The organism is Peribacillus sp. NPDC097675 (assembly GCF_050277655.1).
Lineage (GTDB): Bacteria > Bacillota > Bacilli > Bacillales > DSM-1321 > Peribacillus.
Genome location: NZ_JBNNSK010000012.1, coordinates 38,881 through 57,167, shown reverse-complemented (window position 1 = coordinate 57,167; position 18,287 = coordinate 38,881). Strand labels below are relative to the sequence as shown.

15 protein-coding genes are annotated in these 18,287 nt (G+C 41.1%); 8 read left to right on the top strand and 7 right to left on the bottom strand.

The features are described from left to right. Positions 1 to 45: 45 nt before the first annotated feature. From ACQKL5_RS17405 to ACQKL5_RS17395, 3 genes are all read right to left on the bottom strand, one after another. Entirely contained in the window at positions 46 to 702 is a 657-nt protein-coding gene (locus tag ACQKL5_RS17405; protein ID WP_427610157.1) for an SIMPL domain-containing protein, read from the bottom strand. 126 nt (positions 703 to 828) lie between these two features. Continuing rightward, on the bottom strand, positions 829 to 1,023 hold the full coding sequence (locus ACQKL5_RS17400) for a YwbE family protein (protein WP_057914066.1): 195 nt from the start codon (positions 1,021 to 1,023) through the stop codon (positions 829 to 831). A 111-nt stretch (positions 1,024 to 1,134) separates the two neighbouring features. Next, positions 1,135 to 2,655, bottom strand: a complete 1,521-nt coding sequence (locus tag ACQKL5_RS17395; RefSeq protein ID WP_427610156.1) for an FAD-dependent oxidoreductase — start codon at positions 2,653 to 2,655, stop codon at positions 1,135 to 1,137. A 360-nt stretch (positions 2,656 to 3,015) separates the two neighbouring features. Between ACQKL5_RS17395 and ACQKL5_RS17390 the strand changes: the two genes are divergently transcribed. Both ACQKL5_RS17390 and ACQKL5_RS17385 read left to right on the top strand, forming a co-directional pair. Next, positions 3,016 to 4,209: a ParM/StbA family protein gene (locus tag ACQKL5_RS17390; protein ID WP_427610155.1), complete on the top strand. Its 1,194-nt coding sequence runs from the start codon at positions 3,016 to 3,018 to the stop codon at positions 4,207 to 4,209. A gap of 8 nt (positions 4,210 to 4,217) precedes the next feature. Further along, positions 4,218 to 4,766 (top strand): hypothetical protein, encoded by a 549-nt coding sequence (locus ACQKL5_RS17385; protein ID WP_427610154.1) that lies wholly within the window; start codon positions 4,218 to 4,220, stop codon positions 4,764 to 4,766. Positions 4,767 to 4,869: 103 nt separating this feature from the next. Here ACQKL5_RS17385 and ACQKL5_RS17380 read toward each other — a convergent pair whose 3' ends face one another. After that, a complete protein-coding gene (locus ACQKL5_RS17380) occupies positions 4,870 to 6,162 on the bottom strand; it encodes an NCS2 family permease (RefSeq protein WP_427610153.1) in 1,293 nt (430 codons plus the stop codon). Between the two features lie 299 nt (positions 6,163 to 6,461). On the opposite strand from ACQKL5_RS17380, the gene ACQKL5_RS17375 reads away from it, so the two are divergent. Genes ACQKL5_RS17375 through ACQKL5_RS17365 form a run of 3 tightly spaced genes read left to right on the top strand, consistent with a single transcriptional unit; the run spans position 6,462 to position 10,137 of the window. Continuing rightward, complete coding sequence (locus ACQKL5_RS17375) at positions 6,462 to 7,976, top strand: DEAD/DEAH box helicase (protein WP_427610152.1); 1,515 nt, start codon at positions 6,462 to 6,464, stop codon at positions 7,974 to 7,976. Between the two features lie 14 nt (positions 7,977 to 7,990). Next, positions 7,991 to 8,899, top strand: coding sequence for a phosphotransferase (locus ACQKL5_RS17370; protein WP_427610151.1), 909 nt, complete (start codon positions 7,991 to 7,993; stop codon positions 8,897 to 8,899). Positions 8,900 to 8,928: 29 nt separating this feature from the next. Beyond that, positions 8,929 to 10,137 carry a class I SAM-dependent methyltransferase gene (locus tag ACQKL5_RS17365; protein WP_427610150.1) on the top strand — a complete coding sequence of 403 codons (1,209 nt, stop codon included), beginning with the start codon at positions 8,929 to 8,931 and terminating at the stop codon, positions 10,135 to 10,137. 65 nt (positions 10,138 to 10,202) lie between these two features. Here the strand turns inward: ACQKL5_RS17365 and abc-f are convergent, their stop codons facing one another. After that, entirely contained in the window at positions 10,203 to 11,753 is a 1,551-nt protein-coding gene (gene abc-f / locus ACQKL5_RS17360) for a ribosomal protection-like ABC-F family protein (protein WP_427610149.1), read from the bottom strand. A gap of 267 nt (positions 11,754 to 12,020) precedes the next feature. Here abc-f and ACQKL5_RS17355 point away from each other — a divergent pair, with 267 nt between their 5' ends. Together ACQKL5_RS17355 and ACQKL5_RS17350 are read left to right on the top strand one after the other, a co-directional pair. Beyond that, positions 12,021 to 14,213, top strand: a complete 2,193-nt coding sequence (locus tag ACQKL5_RS17355; RefSeq protein ID WP_427610148.1) for a DNA topoisomerase III — start codon at positions 12,021 to 12,023, stop codon at positions 14,211 to 14,213. A gap of 135 nt (positions 14,214 to 14,348) precedes the next feature. Then, a complete protein-coding gene (locus ACQKL5_RS17350) occupies positions 14,349 to 14,978 on the top strand; it encodes a nitroreductase family protein (RefSeq protein ID WP_427610147.1) in 630 nt (209 codons plus the stop codon). A 56-nt stretch (positions 14,979 to 15,034) separates the two neighbouring features. Here the strand turns inward: ACQKL5_RS17350 and ACQKL5_RS17345 are convergent, their stop codons facing one another. Beyond that, positions 15,035 to 15,202: a hypothetical protein gene (locus ACQKL5_RS17345; RefSeq protein WP_427610146.1), complete on the bottom strand. Its 168-nt coding sequence runs from the start codon at positions 15,200 to 15,202 to the stop codon at positions 15,035 to 15,037. 359 nt (positions 15,203 to 15,561) lie between these two features. Between ACQKL5_RS17345 and ACQKL5_RS17340 the strand changes: the two genes are divergently transcribed. Then, positions 15,562 to 16,260, top strand: a complete 699-nt coding sequence (locus ACQKL5_RS17340; protein ID WP_427610235.1) for a DUF421 domain-containing protein — start codon at positions 15,562 to 15,564, stop codon at positions 16,258 to 16,260. Positions 16,261 to 16,656: 396 nt separating this feature from the next. Here the strand turns inward: ACQKL5_RS17340 and ACQKL5_RS17335 are convergent, their stop codons facing one another. Further along, on the bottom strand, positions 16,657 to 17,862 hold the full coding sequence (locus ACQKL5_RS17335) for a tyrosine-type recombinase/integrase (RefSeq protein ID WP_427610145.1): 1,206 nt from the start codon (positions 17,860 to 17,862) through the stop codon (positions 16,657 to 16,659). Positions 17,863 to 18,287: the final 425 nt, after the last annotated feature.

The following is an 18,287-nucleotide window of genomic DNA, read 5'->3' as shown; positions in this document are numbered from 1 at the left end:
GTAGTACATTCGCCGATAGAGGGTTTCATTTTGGGAACCGGGTCATTAGTAAGTGTACTCCACCCTAACTGTAGCCGTAATGTTTAATTCCCCAGGCTGGATGGGTGTAGCGGCCAATTTGGTATAGGAACTTGTTTGGTAGAGAGTGGGAGGCGTGGTGTCTGATAGTTCCTCCACCAGAATGGGAATGGGTTTCAGGGTGATTCCTATCGTTCGCGCCATGGAAAGTGCCTTTTCATAAGCATTTTTTAAAGCTAATGAAAGAGCTTGGTTATAGTAGAGCTCTGGAGAAGATAAGGAAAAGCGGATACTGGAAATGGAATTGGCCCCACGACTGACAGCCGTGTCGATTATGCTTCCAATCGTTTCAATCTCAGTGGTCTGGATTTGGATAATATAATGAACTTTATAATTCTTGAAAAATTCCTTTCCATCAATATAATCATATTGCGGGTCAATCTTGTATTCGCTCGTTTTCAACTGGTCTTCGGAGATGCCGATGGATTGGAGTCCGGTTATGAGATGGGCGATGCTTTGAGAATTGGCTTGTTGGGCCTTCTGGGGGTCTTGATCTTCTGTTATGACACCAAGGGTAATGGTGGCTTGGTCAGGTGCAGTCTGAAGCGTTTCAGAGCCGGAAACCTTTAAAACATGGGCCTTATGATGATTATTGCGATCGGGGGCGCTAAATTCCTGATTCATGATGACACCAACCTTTTTTGGAAATGAGTTCACCCTATTGTACGAAGCTACAAGGGAAAACATGCTCTCTTTTATATTCACAGAGGGAAGGATACAAAAAAACACTCGGTTTGAGCCGAGTGTTTTTTATTTGTGAATGACCTGGACCCTACCAACCTGTCCATCCGTCAACCTCACTTTTATCCCATGTGGATGGCTGCTTGAATTAGTTAAAATATCCTTCACTGTGCCACTTGTTAGTTTACCACTTCGTTGATCTGCTTTTAGTACAATATCCACAGAAGTTCCTGGAGTGATATCTTTGCGATTTTTACCGTTCATTTTTAGTTCAATCCCTTTTAGAGGTATTTGCAAGATAAATGCAGTACCTTCAGTATAAGGAAAACAGTTGTGTTAGTCGAATAATAGGTGGTAACACCACATGTTCATCTTTTACCGTATTTTTTTGAGTGGCTCGACAGCTGGACCTTCTATTACGTCTCCCGTAATGGAGAAACGTGAGCCATGACATGGGCAATCCCAAGTCCGGTCCCCGCTATTCCATGCTACCTCACACCCCATATGGGTACATGTGGAGTCCACGATAAATAGCTGACCCTCTTTATCTCGATAACACCCGGCTTTATCTCCGTTCACTTTGACTATGGCTCCTTCATCAATTCCGATATCCTCTGGTTTTTTATGAAGGATGGAAAGCTTGCCTTGTATCATATGCTTGGCGACATCAGCATTATCTTTCACCATGTTTTTAATTCCATCAAGTCTGGCTGGATCGTACAAGTCTGTATATCGATTTTTCTTTTGCAGAACTCGGTCGGTTAGAATCTTTGCGGCAATCGTTCCATTGGTCATGCCCCATTTTGCATACCCCGTTGCTATGAGCACCCGGGGATGATTCGGAGTAGATGGTCCGACAAAAGGGAGGTCATCAGGCGTCACGATATCCTGAGCGGACCAACGGTAAGGGATGTCCTCCACATCGAAATAGTGAGAGCTAAAATCCTGTAACGCTTCATAATGTTTTATTGTGGTTATGCCTTGCCCTGTTTTATGTCCTTCTCCACCAACAAGGATAAGCTTTTCTCCATCGTCGTTTTCCGTATAGCGGAGCGATCGGGAGGGGGTATCGGCGCTGTAAAACATGCCTCCTGGATATTCCTGTTTCGTCTTAACGCCAAGCACATATGATCTTTTTACATGTACACGGGCAAAATATAATCCCATTTCGTCGTTAAAAGGAAAATGAGACGCTACAATGACATGGTTACAGGTGATTTTATGTCCGTCTTCGGTCAAAATGGTTGGTTTATCACCATCTTCAATCTTCAAGGCTGTTGTATGTTCGAAAATTTTTCCGCCATTTTCTAGAATGGGGGAGGTGAGGGCCATTAAATACTTTAAAGGATGGAACTGAGCTTGATCCTTCATGATTATGGCAGCCTTGCATGGAATGGAGAAAGGGATACTATCGGAATACTCACCGGGTATCTCCAGCTTATGATAGGCTCTCAATTCCTTTTGAATTTTATTGACGTATTCTTCGGTATTGGCGTACACGTAAGCATCCTGAGTAGATAAGTTACATTCGATGGAGTGTTCCTCTATCAAACTTTTGATAATGTTCATGCCCTCTTTATTCGCTTCGTAGTATAACTTTGCTTTTTCCTCACCATGTTCAGTAATCAATTTGTCATAAATCAGGCCATGTTGGGCAGTGATCTTGGCTGTTGTATGGCCTGTTGTCCCATTTAGAATTTCGCTAGCCTCAATGAGTGTGACTTGAACTCCTTGCTTGGCTAATAGATAAGCAGAAGTTATGCCTGTAATCCCTCCTCCTACAACTAAGACATCGGTTTTGATATCTGTTTCGACCTTGGGGAATGAAGGGAACGTCAATGTGCTTCTCCAGAAGGGTTCAGGGTACTGAGGGAGTTGTGTATTATTATCAGTCATTTATATACCTCCAGAGGTTCAAGAATAATTACCGTTTATTACCATTCCCTTATTCTCTAATTAATATTCTTTTTTTGGTAGGAAAGGATGATTTTAAAAAGACATTTTGGCAATGTATACATAAATGTTTACTTGTAAACAAAATAAGATGACTTGTAAACAAATAAGTGTACATGTTTACAAATGCGTATACATGGCTATATATAAGGTTGTGTACATATTTATTCCTATGTATACAAAAAGAATACATAGTACGGGAAAATGTATACCTAATGTATCATTGACTTAATTGGTATTTTTTTCTATTGTTATTAAAGTACAGAGTCTTACATTTTTATTAAAAAAGGGGATGTTTTTAAGATGAGTTCTAGAATCGCAGCAGTAGATGTTGGAAACGATGCTATCAAAGCTATCTTTGGAAAACTAGAGTCAGAACTATATATACCAAATGTTATCGCAAAGGATATTGAGGACCGTCCGGTCATTGGAATAGAAGAACTTGATGAGAATAATCCGCTGGATGGAATTCATATTAGGGTCCATTCACCGGCACTACAAGATAATAATGCCATTTATCGTGTCGGTAATTTAGCGACAAAAAGTGACAATCCTTCAGAATTAGATTTAGGTAGCAGTAAATCGGAAGAAGATCAAACGTTAATTATGCTTTTTGCAGCGTTGGCACTGGATGCTGCTAAACTAGGGAGCAATGATCAGTTTAAAAAGGTTAATAATGTTGTTGAAGCCAATTATACGTTAGGGACGGGCCTACCGCTCCGTGAAGTAAAGGAAGGGAAAGATGTTGGGTACCGGTCTAAATTAGTCGGCTCCGTTCACCAGGTGGAATTTTTAATTACACCTAAGTACCAGGGTCTGAAGGTTAATATCAAATTTGACGAAGTCAAGGTTTATCCGGAAGGATTCGCAGCATACATCAACCTGGTTATGGACAATGATTTGAATATTATTAACCGTGAACTTATCGATAAAAGAATCCTTATTCAAGATATCGGTGGACTTTCAACGGATATTGCGGTCATCAAGAATCGTAAAGTGGATGATGACAAAGCCCAAGGGTTCAATCTTGGAGTGGCTGAGGCCCTTGAGTCGATACGAGAAGAGATTAGGAAAAAGCATGGTGTGGAGCTGGATAGCAGACGTGACGTGGTAGAGATTATCACGAAGAAGAATGACCGTAACCATATTATGGTTCGCGGAAGCCGGACAAGTGTACATGATATTGTCGACCGGATTCTAGGGGAACTGGCAAAAAAACAATACCGTCATCTTCGTAATGTTTGGAAAAAAAATTCGCAGACGGAGATTTGCTATTTCGTTGGTGGAGGATCAATTGTACTGAAAGATTACTTGAAAACACTCAATCAAAACTTTGATGGATATAATATCGACTTTTTTGAAGATGAAAAAGAAAGCGTTTGGATGATGGCCAACGCTTATTATAAGCTGATTTCCGATTTTAAACGACGGAATTCAAAAGAGCAGCAACATGCACAACAAACAAAGAAAGAACAACGTACAGGTTCAGTTAAATAGGTGAGAAAATGAAAAAAACAGCTTCTTCTGAAATCAAAAGAGGACAGGCCATCACTTTTCGTATCCCTTCAAATGTATCAGATTATACGTTAAGACAGCTGCAGAAATTAAAGGAAACGGAAAGAAGGAATTTTTCCAGTAAAATTGCTGAGTATGTTCTCGATGGCGTTGGGCAATCCTCCCATCAGGAACGGGAAATGATTGCCTTGCCCATGCCGAACAAGCTTAGTAAATCTCAGCGTGACTGGCTAAAGCATTCCCACTCAGAAGCAATGCTTGGAACGATTTTATACAACCTTTTATCCGACCCATTGCGGGCCACGGCATTGTTAGCCTCACTAAACAGTAATATGGTCAATGAGGATGTCTATGTAAAGGCTCAGGTTGAATTGGTAGAAGAAAATGTGGAAGAGGTACAGAGAGAGATGCCTGAAATGGATTTGGATGACTTCGATTGGAGTTCGGAAAGTACGTCCGAACAGGCCGAGCAATCGGAATCCGAAGAGGAAAATCTTGATGACCTACTTGGTGATTTTCTCAATCAAATGAACCAGTAAACAAACGAGGTATCCGACACACTGTCGGATACCCTCTTTTTGAAGTCTATTGTAAAAAGGTTAGAAACGAAAAAGGAACCGTGACATTTCACGGTTCCTTTTTTTATGCTAAGAAAATGAGTTGGTAAAGGAAAAGGAGTGCGAAAATGTACACCAATGGATGAACATCCCGGAACTTTCCTCTGGCAATTTTCAGTATAGGATAAGAAATGAATCCTAGTGCGATACCATTGGCGATACTTGAAGTAAGCGGCATCGTTACAATGACCAAAAAGGCTGGGAAGGATTCATCGAAATGAGTCCAGTCTATCTCATTGATGCTTTTGATCATCATGCTGCCGACTATGATCAAGCTGGGTGCAGTGATTGCCGCAATGTTTGAGACAGCACCGATAAGTGGGCTGAAAAAGGCTGTTATCAAGAAAAGGATGGCTACAACAAGAGCAGTTAACCCTGTTTTCCCGCCTAATCCAACACCAGCAGAAGATTCAACGGAAGCAGCGGTTGGGCTTGTACCGAACATGGCACCTATTGTTGTACCGACAGAATCCGCAAAGAAAGCACTGCCCGCTTTCTCTAACTTCCCGTCCTTCAATAATCCGGCTTGACGTACAATCCCAATTAAGGCTCCTGTAGTGTCGAATAACATGACGAGTAGAATGGAGAATACTACTCCATATAATCCGTAGTTTATGACATCTGCAAAAGAGGTGAGCGGGTTGGCAACAATGATGCCTTCCGGTAATGACGGAATAGATATGAAATGATCAATTTTTAGCTGTCCTGTAAAGAGGGCGATGATAGCTGTAATAATCATCCCAATGAAAATTGAACCCTGAACCTTACGGACCATCAAGACGATGGTTATTACCAAACCGACTAATGTAAGTGCTACACTAGGGTCTCTAAAGCTTCCAAGGGCGACCAGGTTGGATTCATGACTAGTGACGACCCCTGATAAACGAAGCCCGATAAAGGTGATAAACAATCCAATCCCCGCACTTATAGCGTGTTTCAGATTATTAGGAATGGCTTCGATCAGTTTAGACCGGAAAGAAGTAAGCGATAGAACGACAAAGATAATCCCTGTAACAAAGACTGCCGAAAAGGCGACCGCGTATGAGATATCATGAGTGCCTAAGACAGAATACGCGAAATAAGCATTCAACCCCATTGCAGGAGCAATGATAATTGGATAATTGGCTAAAAATGCCATGCAAAGAGTACCGATCAGGGTAGCGATGATGGTTGCTGTAAAGGCTTGTTCAAAGGGAACACCAGCATCAGATAGAATTTTGGGGTTTACAACGATAATATAAGCTAATGTTAAAAAGGTTGTAAGCCCCGCAAGGACTTCTGTCTTAACATTCGTTTTCCGTTCTTTTAATTTAAACATGCGGCCACTCCTTTTTTTATATACAAAAACTCCTTGTACAGACATTTACAAGGAGGAGATGCCCACTTTTTTTCAGTGAGTAGCTCGAATAGTATAGTTAGTTCAGAAATTTAAAATCTTATAAATTATATTAGAAAAACATATAAAGTACAATACCATGAAAAATTTTCTCTCGAAAATAGATAATGATATACTAACAAGGAACTTGAAGTAAAGGAATTAACCTTAGTAAATATACTATGTGAATATTTGCGATGATTTATAAATATAAATGACAAATTTAGAGAGTAGGCCAATACATGACAAATTTCATAGACCTGGGCATAAGCCCGGAGATTAACACGATATTGAAGCAAAATGGCATTACCATTCCAACACCAATCCAGGAAAAATCAATCCCGGATATTATGGCAGGTAGAGACGTCATTTCGAAAGCACAGACAGGAACCGGCAAGACCTTGGCTTTTTTACTTCCTATATTAGAAAAGGTCGATCCCAAAGCTTCCCATGTCCAATCCTTAATCGTCACACCTACGAGAGAGTTAGCGTTACAAATTACAGCGGAACTGAAAAAATTTGCCAATGAAATAGAGGAGCTGCAAGTGTTAGCTGTCTATGGTGGGCAAGATGTGGAACAGCAAATGAAAAAGTTGACACGGAACATCTCTGTCGTGGTAGCCACACCAGGCCGATTATTAGATCACTTGCGAAGGGGCACTATTGATTTATCTCAAACGGAAACGCTTGTTTTGGATGAAGCGGACCAAATGCTTCATATTGGATTCTTACCTGAAGTGGAAGAAATCATGGGACAACTTCCAGAAAGTAGACAGACCTTGCTCTTTTCAGCTACGATGCCTGAACAAGTCCATCAGCTAGCGAAGCGCTATATGAATAAACCGTTAACAGCTGCAGTTAAAGCTGAGCAGGTGACGGTTGAGCAAATCCGCCAACTTGTCATCGAAACGACGGACCGTGCCAAACAATCCTCATTGATTAGCATCATTAAGGAAGAACAGCCTTATCTGGCCATCGTTTTTTGCCGAACAAAGCGCCGTGTTTCTGTTTTGAACGATGCTTTAAAGGCAGCTGGTTTCAACTCGGATGAGCTTCATGGAGACCTTTCGCAGGCAAAACGAGAACGAGTCATGAAAAACTTCCGTGATGCGAAGCTCCAATATCTAGTGGCTACGGATGTTGCAGCGCGAGGGCTGGATGTAGAAGGCGTGACACATGTTTTTAACTACGATGTTCCAGAAGATGCTGAAAGCTACATTCACAGGATAGGACGTACAGGAAGGGCCGGTGAGCATGGACTAGCCGTAACTTTTATCGCTACGAAAGATCTTCAGTTGTTGGATGATATTGAAAAAGGCATTTCAATGAAAATAGAACGAAGAAAGATTGAAGGAGTAAAGATGTTCCAGCCGGGAGAAGTACAGACCAAACGGAAACGTCATGATCGTGACTCATCCGAAGGGGAATCAAGTCGACCACGTTCGGGAGGAGGCCGCCGTCATAGAGAAAGAATCGATACGAGAGGGCCGAACCGAGGAAGTCACCGATCAGCTAACCAGGCAGATAATCGCGAGCTGAGTCTAGAGAACCCACGTGAGGGCAATGTAAGCCGTGGTCCTAAACGTGAGAACCCGCGTGGAGGGCAAAAGGAAGATACTCGTGGGCGCAGTCGCGAAAATTCACGAGGTGAACGACAAGGAGGAAGCCAAGGGTCTAGAAGGGGAAATACCCATAGTCCGAATGGTAACCGAAGGGGCGATTCAGGTAGACCCCCTAGCAGGAGCAGAAACCGGTAAGGGGGGACGTGAAAGTGGATAAACCTTGGTTGGCAGAATATCCAGTTTCCTTGGAACTTGCAGAGCACTTAATAAAGAAACAATTTCCGGATATTGATTTGAAAAAGGTGAGGCAATTCGGGGAAGGGTTTGACAATACAGTCATTCAATTGAATGAGGAGTATGTATTCAGATTTCCCCGCCGGCCCATTGCCGTAACCTTAATTCAAGTGGAAAATATGCTTCTGCCTTCACTGGCGGGCTACCTTCCACTAGCTATACCTGAACCGGTCTTTTTTGGTGAACCAAGTATTGATTATCCGTATCCCTTTACCGGCTATAAGATGGTGAGGGGATACTTACCTGTAGAAGAAGAAATGGATAGTAAGATTTCCTCGGCAATAAGGTTAGCCCACTTTCTGAAAATGCTTCACGGATTTCCTGTACAAAAGGCGAAACAATTGGGTGTACGGCCTGATGGAATGCGGAGACTCGATGTATCCTTTCGACAGGGCAGTTTAGATGAGCATCTCTCGACATTGATGACATTGGGTTTTTCCGATCAGGCATATGCCATATCGGATTATTTGAAGGGTTTAGACTTATCGTACACCCCGCATTGCAATACCCTTGTTCATGGTGATATTCATGTCCGTAATGTCTTGCTCGATGAGGAAGGTGTGTTAGAGGGAGTCATTGACTGGGGAGACGTCCATATTGGAGATCCTGCTATTGATTTTTCCTTTCTGTACAGCTACTTTCCAAAAGAGGCGAGACAGGCCTTTTTTGAAATCTATGGAGAAATTGAAGCGAAAGTGGAAAGCTTAGCTAAATATAGAGCGGTTTACATGCTCGTCAGACTGCTTGTGTATGGAATTGATCGGCAGGACAATGAACTGATAGCCCTCACACGAAAGGGTTTAGGGTTGGCCATGGAAGATTAGTTCTTATCTTTAATGATTAGGAGGTTCATATGAACGCAAAATATTTACATACAATTAAATGGATAGGGGAATTACTTGAAAGTGGAAATATCCCCTATCAATTTATGGGTCCCTCCGCTCTATTTATACAAGGTGTGGAAATAAGGGACTACTTAAACATAATGGTCGATGTGCAATGGGATGTCTTTGACGAAACGGTTGCCCTTTTTAGAGACCATGCTCCTTCACAGCCACAAAAAAATCCCGAAACAGCCTTTTTTCAGCTGGAAAAGGATGGGGTGCAAATCACGGTTCGTTGTTTGTTCAATATGACGATCAAAACGGATCCCTATCGTCTACCTATATTAGTCGGTGAAACGGAACTCTGGTGCCAATCGCTTTATAGCTACTTATATCATGCCGAAATGCAGAGAAATAGTGTAGAAATTCATGCTTATCTCTCTGCTGCACAACAGGGATTCACGGCGGAAAACGAACAGGCCTGGAATCAGAATAATTATCTGGCTCTAGTGAACCGTTACGGAAAACCGGAGGAATTGGCAGGTAAGATTAAACATAATCCAAAATGGAGATTGCATCCATTTTATAAATATATGGGAGAAATGTCAGGTCGAAAGGTCACTCATTTAATGGGATCGAACGGCGTTAAGGCGGTCGCCATGGCTATTTTGGGAGCTGAAGTCAAGGTTGTGGATTTTTCTCGGGAAAATGCGACCTTTGCGAAAGAACTGGCAGTATCATCAGATGTAGACGTTGAGTACGTTGTTTCTGATGTGTTATCTTTGCCTTCCGAACACGTATTGGGCGATCAAGACTTCGTTCTGATGGAACTCGGCGTACTGCATTACCTCATAGATCTTCAGCCATTACTCGAGAAGGTTAAAGGAATGTTGAAGCCAGGGGGACGATTCATATTGCATGAATTCCATCCGATTTCGACGAAGCTCATTACCTCTACCGGTAAAAAGCATAAGGTGACAGGCAATTACTTTGCCCCCGCCATCGAAAATAATGAGGTGGCTTTCTCTAAACATATGCCCCAAGAGGATAAACAGGGATTAGCGAAAGTGGTCCAAAGAAAATGGACGATAGGTGAGCTCATAACGGCTGTCGGGCAATCTGGTCTCGTCATCAAAGTCCTGGAAGAGGAGCCAAATCATAAAATCCATGATATCGGGATCCCTAAAACTTATACATTGGTGGCCGAACGTATAAACGACATGCATGGAGCTGAATGAGGAACGGATAGTGATAGCAAAGAGGGTGCCCTTATAGTAAAAGGGCACCCTTATTTTTGGTTGATTTAATTATTGTTCGACCATTCTTCAACGTCCCAGACTTTAGTCACCCAATCTTCGTAAAAATCCGGTTCATGGCAGACCAAGAGGACCGTTCCTTTATACTCTTTCAATGCGCGTTTCAATTCTTCCTTGGCTACAACATCTAAATGGTTCGTCGGTTCATCAAACAGAAGCCAGTTGCTTTCCGTAAGCATCAACTTACATAAGCGAACCTTGGATTGTTCCCCACCACTTAAATGGGCCATAGGCCGAGTGATGTGTTCATTTTTTAAGCCCACCCTAGCGAGGATAGCCCGCACTTGAGGTTGGTCAAGGTGAGGGAAAGCATTCCATACTTCATCAATTGGCGTGGTGTTGCCAGCTTGTACCTCTTGTTCAAAATAAGAAGGGAAGAGGAAATCTCCAAGAGATCTTTTCCCACTTAACGGTTCGATTTTACCGAGAATCGTTTTTAACAGCGTAGATTTCCCTACTCCGTTACAACCTACAATAGCAATTTTCTCTCCGCGTTCAATGTTCATTGATAGTTTTGGAAGGAGCGGACGGTCATAGCCAATCACGATATCTTCCCCTTCAAATACATAGCGGCTGCTTGCGCGTGACTCCTTAAAGTCGAAAGTGGGTTTCATTGCTGTTTCCGGGCGGTCGATTCGTTCTATACGATTCAATTGCTTTTCCCGGCTCTTTGCCCGACCAGAAGTTGAATAGCGGGCTTTATTTTTTGCGATGAAATCTTCCTGTTTTTTAATGAAATCCCGTTGCTTTTCATACGCATTGATGTGTTGGTTCTTATTGAGTTCAGCAAGTTCAAGGAACTTTTCATAAGTTGCCGTGTAACGGGTCAATTTCGAAAATTCAAGATGGAAGATGACGTCGACGACCCCATTCATGAACTCGGTATCATGGGAAATTAATAGGAAAGCGTGTGGATATTCCTTCAAGTAGGTGCTCAACCAGCGGATATGCTCGACATCCAAGTAGTTTGTTGGCTCATCCAACAGTAGTACTTGAGGTTGTTCTAATAGTAGTTTCGCCAGCAATACTTTTGTCCGCTGTCCACCACTCAGCGCAGACACGTCACGGTCAAGTCCAATGGCATCTAACCCTAAGCCCCGTGCTGCATCTTCGATTTTCATATCCAGATTATAAAAATCCCCAGCCTCGAGTTTATCTTGGATTTCACCCATTTGTTCCAGAAGTTCCTCGAGTTCTTCTGGAGTTGCTGACCCCATTTTCTCGGTCACTTCATTCAAAGCCTTTTCCTGCTCGAATAATGGTAAGTATGCGTCTCTTAAAGCATCGCGTATCGTCTTGCCTTTAGTCAGGACGGTGTGTTGGTCAAGATAGCCATATTCAACACCAGGAGTCCATTCAACCCGGCCTTCATCATGAATCAGTTGTCCAGTAATGATATTCATCATCGTTGATTTTCCTACGCCGTTAGCACCGACGAGGCCTACGTGCTCCCCAGCCATCAAGCGGAAAGTAACATCTTTGAATAATGTCCGATCGCCAAAGCTGTGTGCCAATTTATCTATAGAAAGTAAGCTCATTTATGTTGAACCTCCCAATTAATTTGAAAAAACCTCTACGTTTCATCATACTAAAATCTGTACTAGATTGCTATCTAATCTAGTGATTTACATATTGTACGCAGCTAACAGAGCGAAACCCTGAATGCCAGGGTTTAATGGGGAACGGGTTCATCAACTGGTTCCTGACCAAGCTGAATCCCGCTTGTACCCATGGACTTTATCGCTCTGACATAGGATATATGAGATAATGAAGGAAGCAGTTTAAAAGGGAAAGGGTGTTTTTTTATGAGTAAAACAGTCGTACTGGCCGAGAAACCATCGGTCGGGAGAGATATAGCAAAAGTATTGAATTGTGAAAAAAAAGGCAATGGCTACTTGGAAGGCAGTCAGTATATCGTCACCTGGGCACTCGGTCATTTGGTGACCCATGCCGATCCGGAAACGTATGACGATAAATATAAAACATGGCGGCTCGATGACCTTCCCATGCTGCCTCCAGCGCTGAAGCTAGTAGTGATCAAGCAATCCGGGAAGCAGTTCCAAGCTGTAAAAACGCAATTGAACCGTAGTGATGTCAACGATATCATCATCGCAACTGATGCAGGGAGAGAAGGGGAGCTCGTCGCACGCTGGATTTTGGAAAAGGCACATGTTAAAAAACCAATTAAGCGCCTCTGGATATCTTCCGTTACAGACAAGGCAATTAAGGATGGATTTAATAAGCTGAAGGATGGCAAAGAGTACGAAAATCTATACGCCTCTGCCGTGGCAAGGGCTGAGGCAGATTGGATCGTTGGCATGAATGCCACAAGGGCACTGACAACGAAGCATAATGCCCAGTTATCTTGCGGCCGTGTACAAACGCCGACACTCGCGATGATTGCTGCAAAGGAAAAGGAAATTAAACAATTCCAGCCTAAGAAATACTACGGCGTTACGGCTACGGCTGAATCTAAACTGCGCCTGGTCTGGCAGGATGTCCATTCGAAAGATATACGCACATTCGAAAAGGCAAAGGCAGACAAAGTACTTGCTGATGTAAAAAACAAAAACGCTGAAGTGTTGGAAGTGAAAAAAGCCCACAAGAAGAGTTTTGCTCCACAGCTATATGATTTAACCGAGCTACAAAGGGATGCCAATAAGAAATTCGGTTATTCGGCGAAAGAGACTCTATCCATCATGCAACGTTTATATGAAGGCCATAAAGTCTTGACCTACCCTAGAACGGATTCTCGTTTCTTGACATCGGATTTGGTCGACACGCTGAAGGAAAGACTACAAGCAGTCAGCATCAAACCATATGCCCAATATGCATCGAGAATATTGCGTAGCCCGATCAAAGTTACTAAATCATTCGTGGATGACAGCAAGGTTACCGATCACCATGCCATTATCCCGACAGAGCAAACGCCTCTACCGGGTAAATTGAGTGATAAGGAATCAAAAATCTATGATTTAGTCGTCACGCGTTTTCTTGCTGTCCTTATGCCGCCATTTGAGTATGAGCAAACTACGGTCATCGCAAAGGTGGGCAGTGAAACGTTCATCGCTAAAGGAAAAGTCATCTTGAAATCAGGATGGAAGGAAGTCTATGATCATCAGTTCGAGGACGAGGAGGCAAAAGATGGCCTTGCAGAGCAATTGCTTCCGACACTCGAGAAAGGGGACATTCTAGATATCTCAGCTGTGAAACAAACAGAAGGGGAAACGAAACCACCGGAACCATTCAATGAAGGGACCTTGCTATCGGCGATGGAAAACCCTGCTCGTTTCATGGCTGGTGAAAGTAAGGACCTTATCAAGACGTTAGGAGAGACCGGTGGTATTGGTACCGTTGCTACCCGGGCTGACGTCATTGAAAAATTGTTCAATAGTTTTTTGATTGAAAAACGTGGGAAAGGTCTTCATGTTACCTCAAAAGGGAAACAGCTCCTCGAGTTGGCTCCTGAGGACCTACGTTCACCGGCTTTAACGGCACAGTGGGAACAAAAACTTACGGCCATTGCTAAGGGAAAACTTGAGAAGCGCACGTTTATTGGCGATATGCGCACCTATGCGCAAAATATCGTGCACGAAATCAAGACGAGTGATCAAAAATTCAAGCATGATAACATTTCCGGCACAAAATGCCCGGATTGTGGAAAGTTAATGCTTGAAGTAAACAGTAAAAGAGGTAAGATGCTTGTTTGCCAAGACCGTGAATGTGGCCATAAAAAAGGTGTTTCACGTGTAACAAATGCAAGGTGCCCGCAATGCCATAAAAAAATGGAAATGCGAGGGCAAGGTGAAGCACAGACCTTTACATGCAAATGTGGTTTTCACGAAAAACTTTCTTCCTACAACAAGCGAAAAGGGCAAAATAAAAATAAGAAAGTGTCGAAAAATGAAGTCTCTAATTATATGAAAAAGCAAAATAAAGAAGAGCCAATCAATACCGCATTAGCAGATGCGTTGGCAAAGCTAAAATTCGATAAATAATAGAAAAGAGTCCAGTAGCAAAAGATCCAATCGCTACTGGATTTTTTTGAGAGCAAATTGGTTGACGATATAACTTACTAATAGTAATTTATATAAAATAAGTAATTTAGTTTTAAAGAATAAGGGGGAACTATCATGAATGTACCAGCTGATCAAAGCTTATCGACCATTATAAAAGAACGTCACTCTGTCAGGAAATTCGATACAACTTATAAAATTCCAACAGAAGAAATCAAAAATATTTTGAATGAAGCCATCCAAGCCCCTTCTTCAAGCAATCTTCAACCTTGGCGCTTTATGGTCATCGAGGATCAAGAAATTAAAAAGGAACTACGCCAGATAGCCAATAATCAGGAATGTGTCGAAACCTCTTCTGCGGTCATTGCGGTATTGGGAGATACAGAAATGTACAAAAATGCGGATAAAATATATGGAATGAATGTAGAGGCTGGATTCATGGATGAAGGGACACGTGCCCGCATCGTAGAAAATACAATGAATACGTATCCTCATGCATCAAAGGAAGCCAGGGAAAGTATTGCTAGCTTCGATGCAGGACTTGTTTCCATGCAGCTTATGCTAATAGCAAAATCTAAGGGATACGACACAGTTACAATGGGCGGATATAACAAACAACAGTTCATTGAAAGATTTGATGTGCCTGAACGTTATGTACCGATTGTTTTAATCGCGTTAGGGAAGGCAGCGGTTCCTTCGTTCCAAACAACAAGATTGGCATTAGATGAAGTGGCGAAATTCATGTAACTGGTTAATGAAAAAAGGATGGAGCGGCTGCTCCATCCTTTTTTCTATCGTTTAAATTAATCAATTAATTTATTCAGTACGGTGCCTTGTAAATCAAATTCAAGCATTTTGTTGGTCGTTTGTTTGACCGTTTCTAATGGTGTGAGCGTACTGAATTGAGACTGATCACCTGGACTGAAAATCGCTTCATCATTCTCTGGATTCCATTGGTTGTAAATACTCATGTTAGTATCCTCCTTTGGGTGAGAAGATTTGTCGTTTCTTTTATGGTTCCATCAAACTCTTCAATAGCTTCTAGCGCTGATCACCGGGACTAAACACCGCTGCGTCATTCTCTTTGTTCCATTGGCTTCTGATAGTACTCATCTTGCACATCATCTCCTTTGGTGAGAATGTCTTACACTATTTATATACCCGGGTAGGACAAGATTAAACAATTTTTTCAAAAAAAGTAAAAATTTAATATTTAACAACTATAATTCACATGTAAATATTAATTTTCGGCTGCCTGCAGATGAACATTTTTACAATAATCCTATCATTATAAGGAAACAATACAGTGAAAAGGGGATGATAATTTGGGATCACCGAAATAATCATTAGAAGTACATTGTCATTTCTTGTTTTATTGAGTCTGACGCGGATTATGGAAAGAAAAGAGATTTCAGAGATGACGTTCTTCAATTTTGCTTCTGCCATTTCGATTGGTTCAATAGCGGGGAATCTTTCTTTCAACCATCGTTTAAGCATTCTGAACGGTATTATCGCATTAATGGTATGGAGTTTACTTACACTTTTATCAGGACGGGTTGTCATTAAATCGAAAAGAGCACGAAAATTAATGAATGGAGAACCCCTTATTATCATCAAAAACGGCAAAATGGTGGATAAATCACTTCGCAAGGTTAATTTGGATTCAGATACGCTTATGGCATTGCTGAGGCAAAAGAATATTTTTTCAATCACTGAATCGGAATATGCCATTTTCGAAATTACGGGTAAACTTTCCGTTATGAAGAAAGATAATAAACAACCGGTCACGAGAGAAGATATGAATATTGTGAGTACACAAAAGAAACTGCCGCCCATCATAACAGGAGTTGTATCAGATGGAGTAATAAACAAGAATAACTTGGATATGTTAAACCTTGATACGGACTGGCTGAATGAACAATTATTAAAAGCTAGAATATCAACAATCTCCGCCGTCTTTTATGCAGAAGTTCAACCAGACCATACACTTCATATCGACAGTAAAAATGACCATCCTCATGGTCGGTAAAACCAATAAGAGCCTGGCATTCTGAACGGATCCTTAATCGACAGTTTTCCTATGCTTAGGCTGCTAATAAAAGGCTCATAGAAAGCATTTAAGAGGACTGTAGTTTTATGGCCTCTGAATAACTGTATAAAATAAAACAGCCAAAACCCATTTGTAGAAAGGTTTTGGCTGTTTTTTATTAGCGTCCCAGATAGGAATCGAACCTACGACCTACAGCTTAGGAGAAGTAAGTATATACTCTGTTATAGTATTCTTTAGTACCTGTAAGCCTCTTTATATCAGTATTTTACTTTATTGAATATTGTCTATGTATGTAATTTTTCTCCTGTTTTATTTGAGTTTTTCGGCGAATTTTCGGCAAAAAAAAGAGCGTCCTGAATAGACGCTGCCCACAGATTATTTGCTCATTTTAATTCCTAAATCACCAAATACTTTGTCCATACTTGCAGCGGCCCTTTTATCAGCTTCCTCTAATAAGTGACCATATATATCCATAGAGGTTCCTATTTTTGCGTGCCCAACACGTTCGCTTATTGCCTTCATTGGAGTATTTTCGTCAATTAGAATAGATACAGATGTATGTCGAAGTCCATGGAAATTAATAAATTTTAAATTAGCATGTTTAGCTAAAAAACGTTCCCACCATTGAGTAACGCTATCTGGTCGTAATGGCCGTCCAAATGCATTAGGGGCAGTAAAAACAAAGTCACGGTCTATACCTTCCCATTCTCGTACCCACATTTCTGCAGCTTGTAGTTTAGTCTTATTTTTTTCGTGCTTCAAATCTTTTAACATCAAAGAAGCTACAGCTGGAATACTAACCATCCTAGATCTTTCGGTCTTTGTGGATTTCACTTTTACGCCTTCGCCTTTTTTTAAGGTTAGTGACTGTTCAATTAGTATAGTATCTTTTTCAAAATTAATATGCTTCCATTCTAAGCCTACCAATTCACCTGCTCTGGCGCCTGTTACAATGGCTAAAGTGACAAGAGCCTTCCACATATCAGGAACATTGTTTAGAGCCGTCATAAGGGCCGCTATGTCCGATTTTTGGTAGATATTCATTTTCTTCTTTTCGACCCTAAGTTTCTTAACACCATTCATTGGACTATCCTTCAAATATCCCCGGTCGGTAGCAAAAGAAAAAATACTTCCAAGTAAAGTATGATGATTATTTATATGTGAGGGAGATAGTTTTTCTTTTTTACCATCCATTCTAACTCCTTCTTTTTTCAGTTCATCAAAGAAGTTTTGGATATGGATTTTCTTTATTCCGGATGCTTTCATATGTCCGAAGTAGGGGAGTACCCTTAATTTAAGATTAGATTCATATCCTTGTTGTGTACGAATAGCAAGAGAAGAAGCATGTTTTTTTCTCCACTCATCAATCAGGTCTTTAAATGAAATCTTATCCAGATTGATATATTCCCCAGTTTCAACCTCATAAATAAACTGTCTAAGTAATTCCCTTGCCTCTGTTTTATTTTTGGCCTTTACTGTCTTTGTTTTTTTATTATATTTCCCGTCAGCTCCTTTACCAAGAGAGACAGTGAGTTCCCAGCTTCCTTTTCCTCTTTCTCTTAGTGATCCATTACCGGCCATATGGATTCCTCCTTAATTGAATAATGCATCTAAATAATTTTTAATTAATTTTAATTGTTTTTCTGTTACTTTTTGTCCTTTATATGTTAATTGGCTATTATTAAGTAGTTTATCTAGATCTAACTCATCGACACTGTCAGATAAATAAAATTCATTAAACCAAAGATGATACTTATATGCAATTCTCTTCAGCTCTTCAACAAGCTCTAATTTAATAGTAATGGAATCTATGTTAATTAGATTTAATGCTAACTGCTCGTTTATATTAGTTTCTTTTTTTAAATCAATTCGAAAATTGATATCTGTATCGTGATTTTGTAAAACTTCAGTGATTGATTCGAAAAGTTCTTTTTTTATACTTTCATAAAAGGGGGAATCCTCTAACAGTAATTTAATAAAATAGTCTATGGATTCATCTAAACTAT

Coding starts and splice junctions, on each gene's coding strand:
- ACQKL5_RS17405 (WP_427610157.1), bottom strand. CDS start 702: ATGAATCAGGAATTTAGCGCCCCCGATCGCAATAATCATCATAAGGCC.
- ACQKL5_RS17400 (WP_057914066.1), bottom strand. CDS start 1,023: ATGAACGGTAAAAATCGCAAAGATATCACTCCAGGAACTTCTGTGGAT.
- ACQKL5_RS17395 (WP_427610156.1), bottom strand. CDS start 2,655: ATGACTGATAATAATACACAACTCCCTCAGTACCCTGAACCCTTCTGG.
- ACQKL5_RS17390 (WP_427610155.1), top strand. CDS start 3,016: ATGAGTTCTAGAATCGCAGCAGTAGATGTTGGAAACGATGCTATCAAA.
- ACQKL5_RS17385 (WP_427610154.1), top strand. CDS start 4,218: ATGAAAAAAACAGCTTCTTCTGAAATCAAAAGAGGACAGGCCATCACT.
- ACQKL5_RS17380 (WP_427610153.1), bottom strand. CDS start 6,162: ATGTTTAAATTAAAAGAACGGAAAACGAATGTTAAGACAGAAGTCCTT.
- ACQKL5_RS17375 (WP_427610152.1), top strand. CDS start 6,462: ATGACAAATTTCATAGACCTGGGCATAAGCCCGGAGATTAACACGATA.
- ACQKL5_RS17365 (WP_427610150.1), top strand. CDS start 8,929: ATGAACGCAAAATATTTACATACAATTAAATGGATAGGGGAATTACTT.
- abc-f (WP_427610149.1), bottom strand. CDS start 11,753: ATGAGCTTACTTTCTATAGATAAATTGGCACACAGCTTTGGCGATCGG.
- ACQKL5_RS17355 (WP_427610148.1), top strand. CDS start 12,021: ATGAGTAAAACAGTCGTACTGGCCGAGAAACCATCGGTCGGGAGAGAT.
- ACQKL5_RS17350 (WP_427610147.1), top strand. CDS start 14,349: ATGAATGTACCAGCTGATCAAAGCTTATCGACCATTATAAAAGAACGT.
- ACQKL5_RS17345 (WP_427610146.1), bottom strand. CDS start 15,202: ATGAGTATTTACAACCAATGGAATCCAGAGAATGATGAAGCGATTTTC.
- ACQKL5_RS17335 (WP_427610145.1), bottom strand. CDS start 17,862: ATGGCCGGTAATGGATCACTAAGAGAAAGAGGAAAAGGAAGCTGGGAA.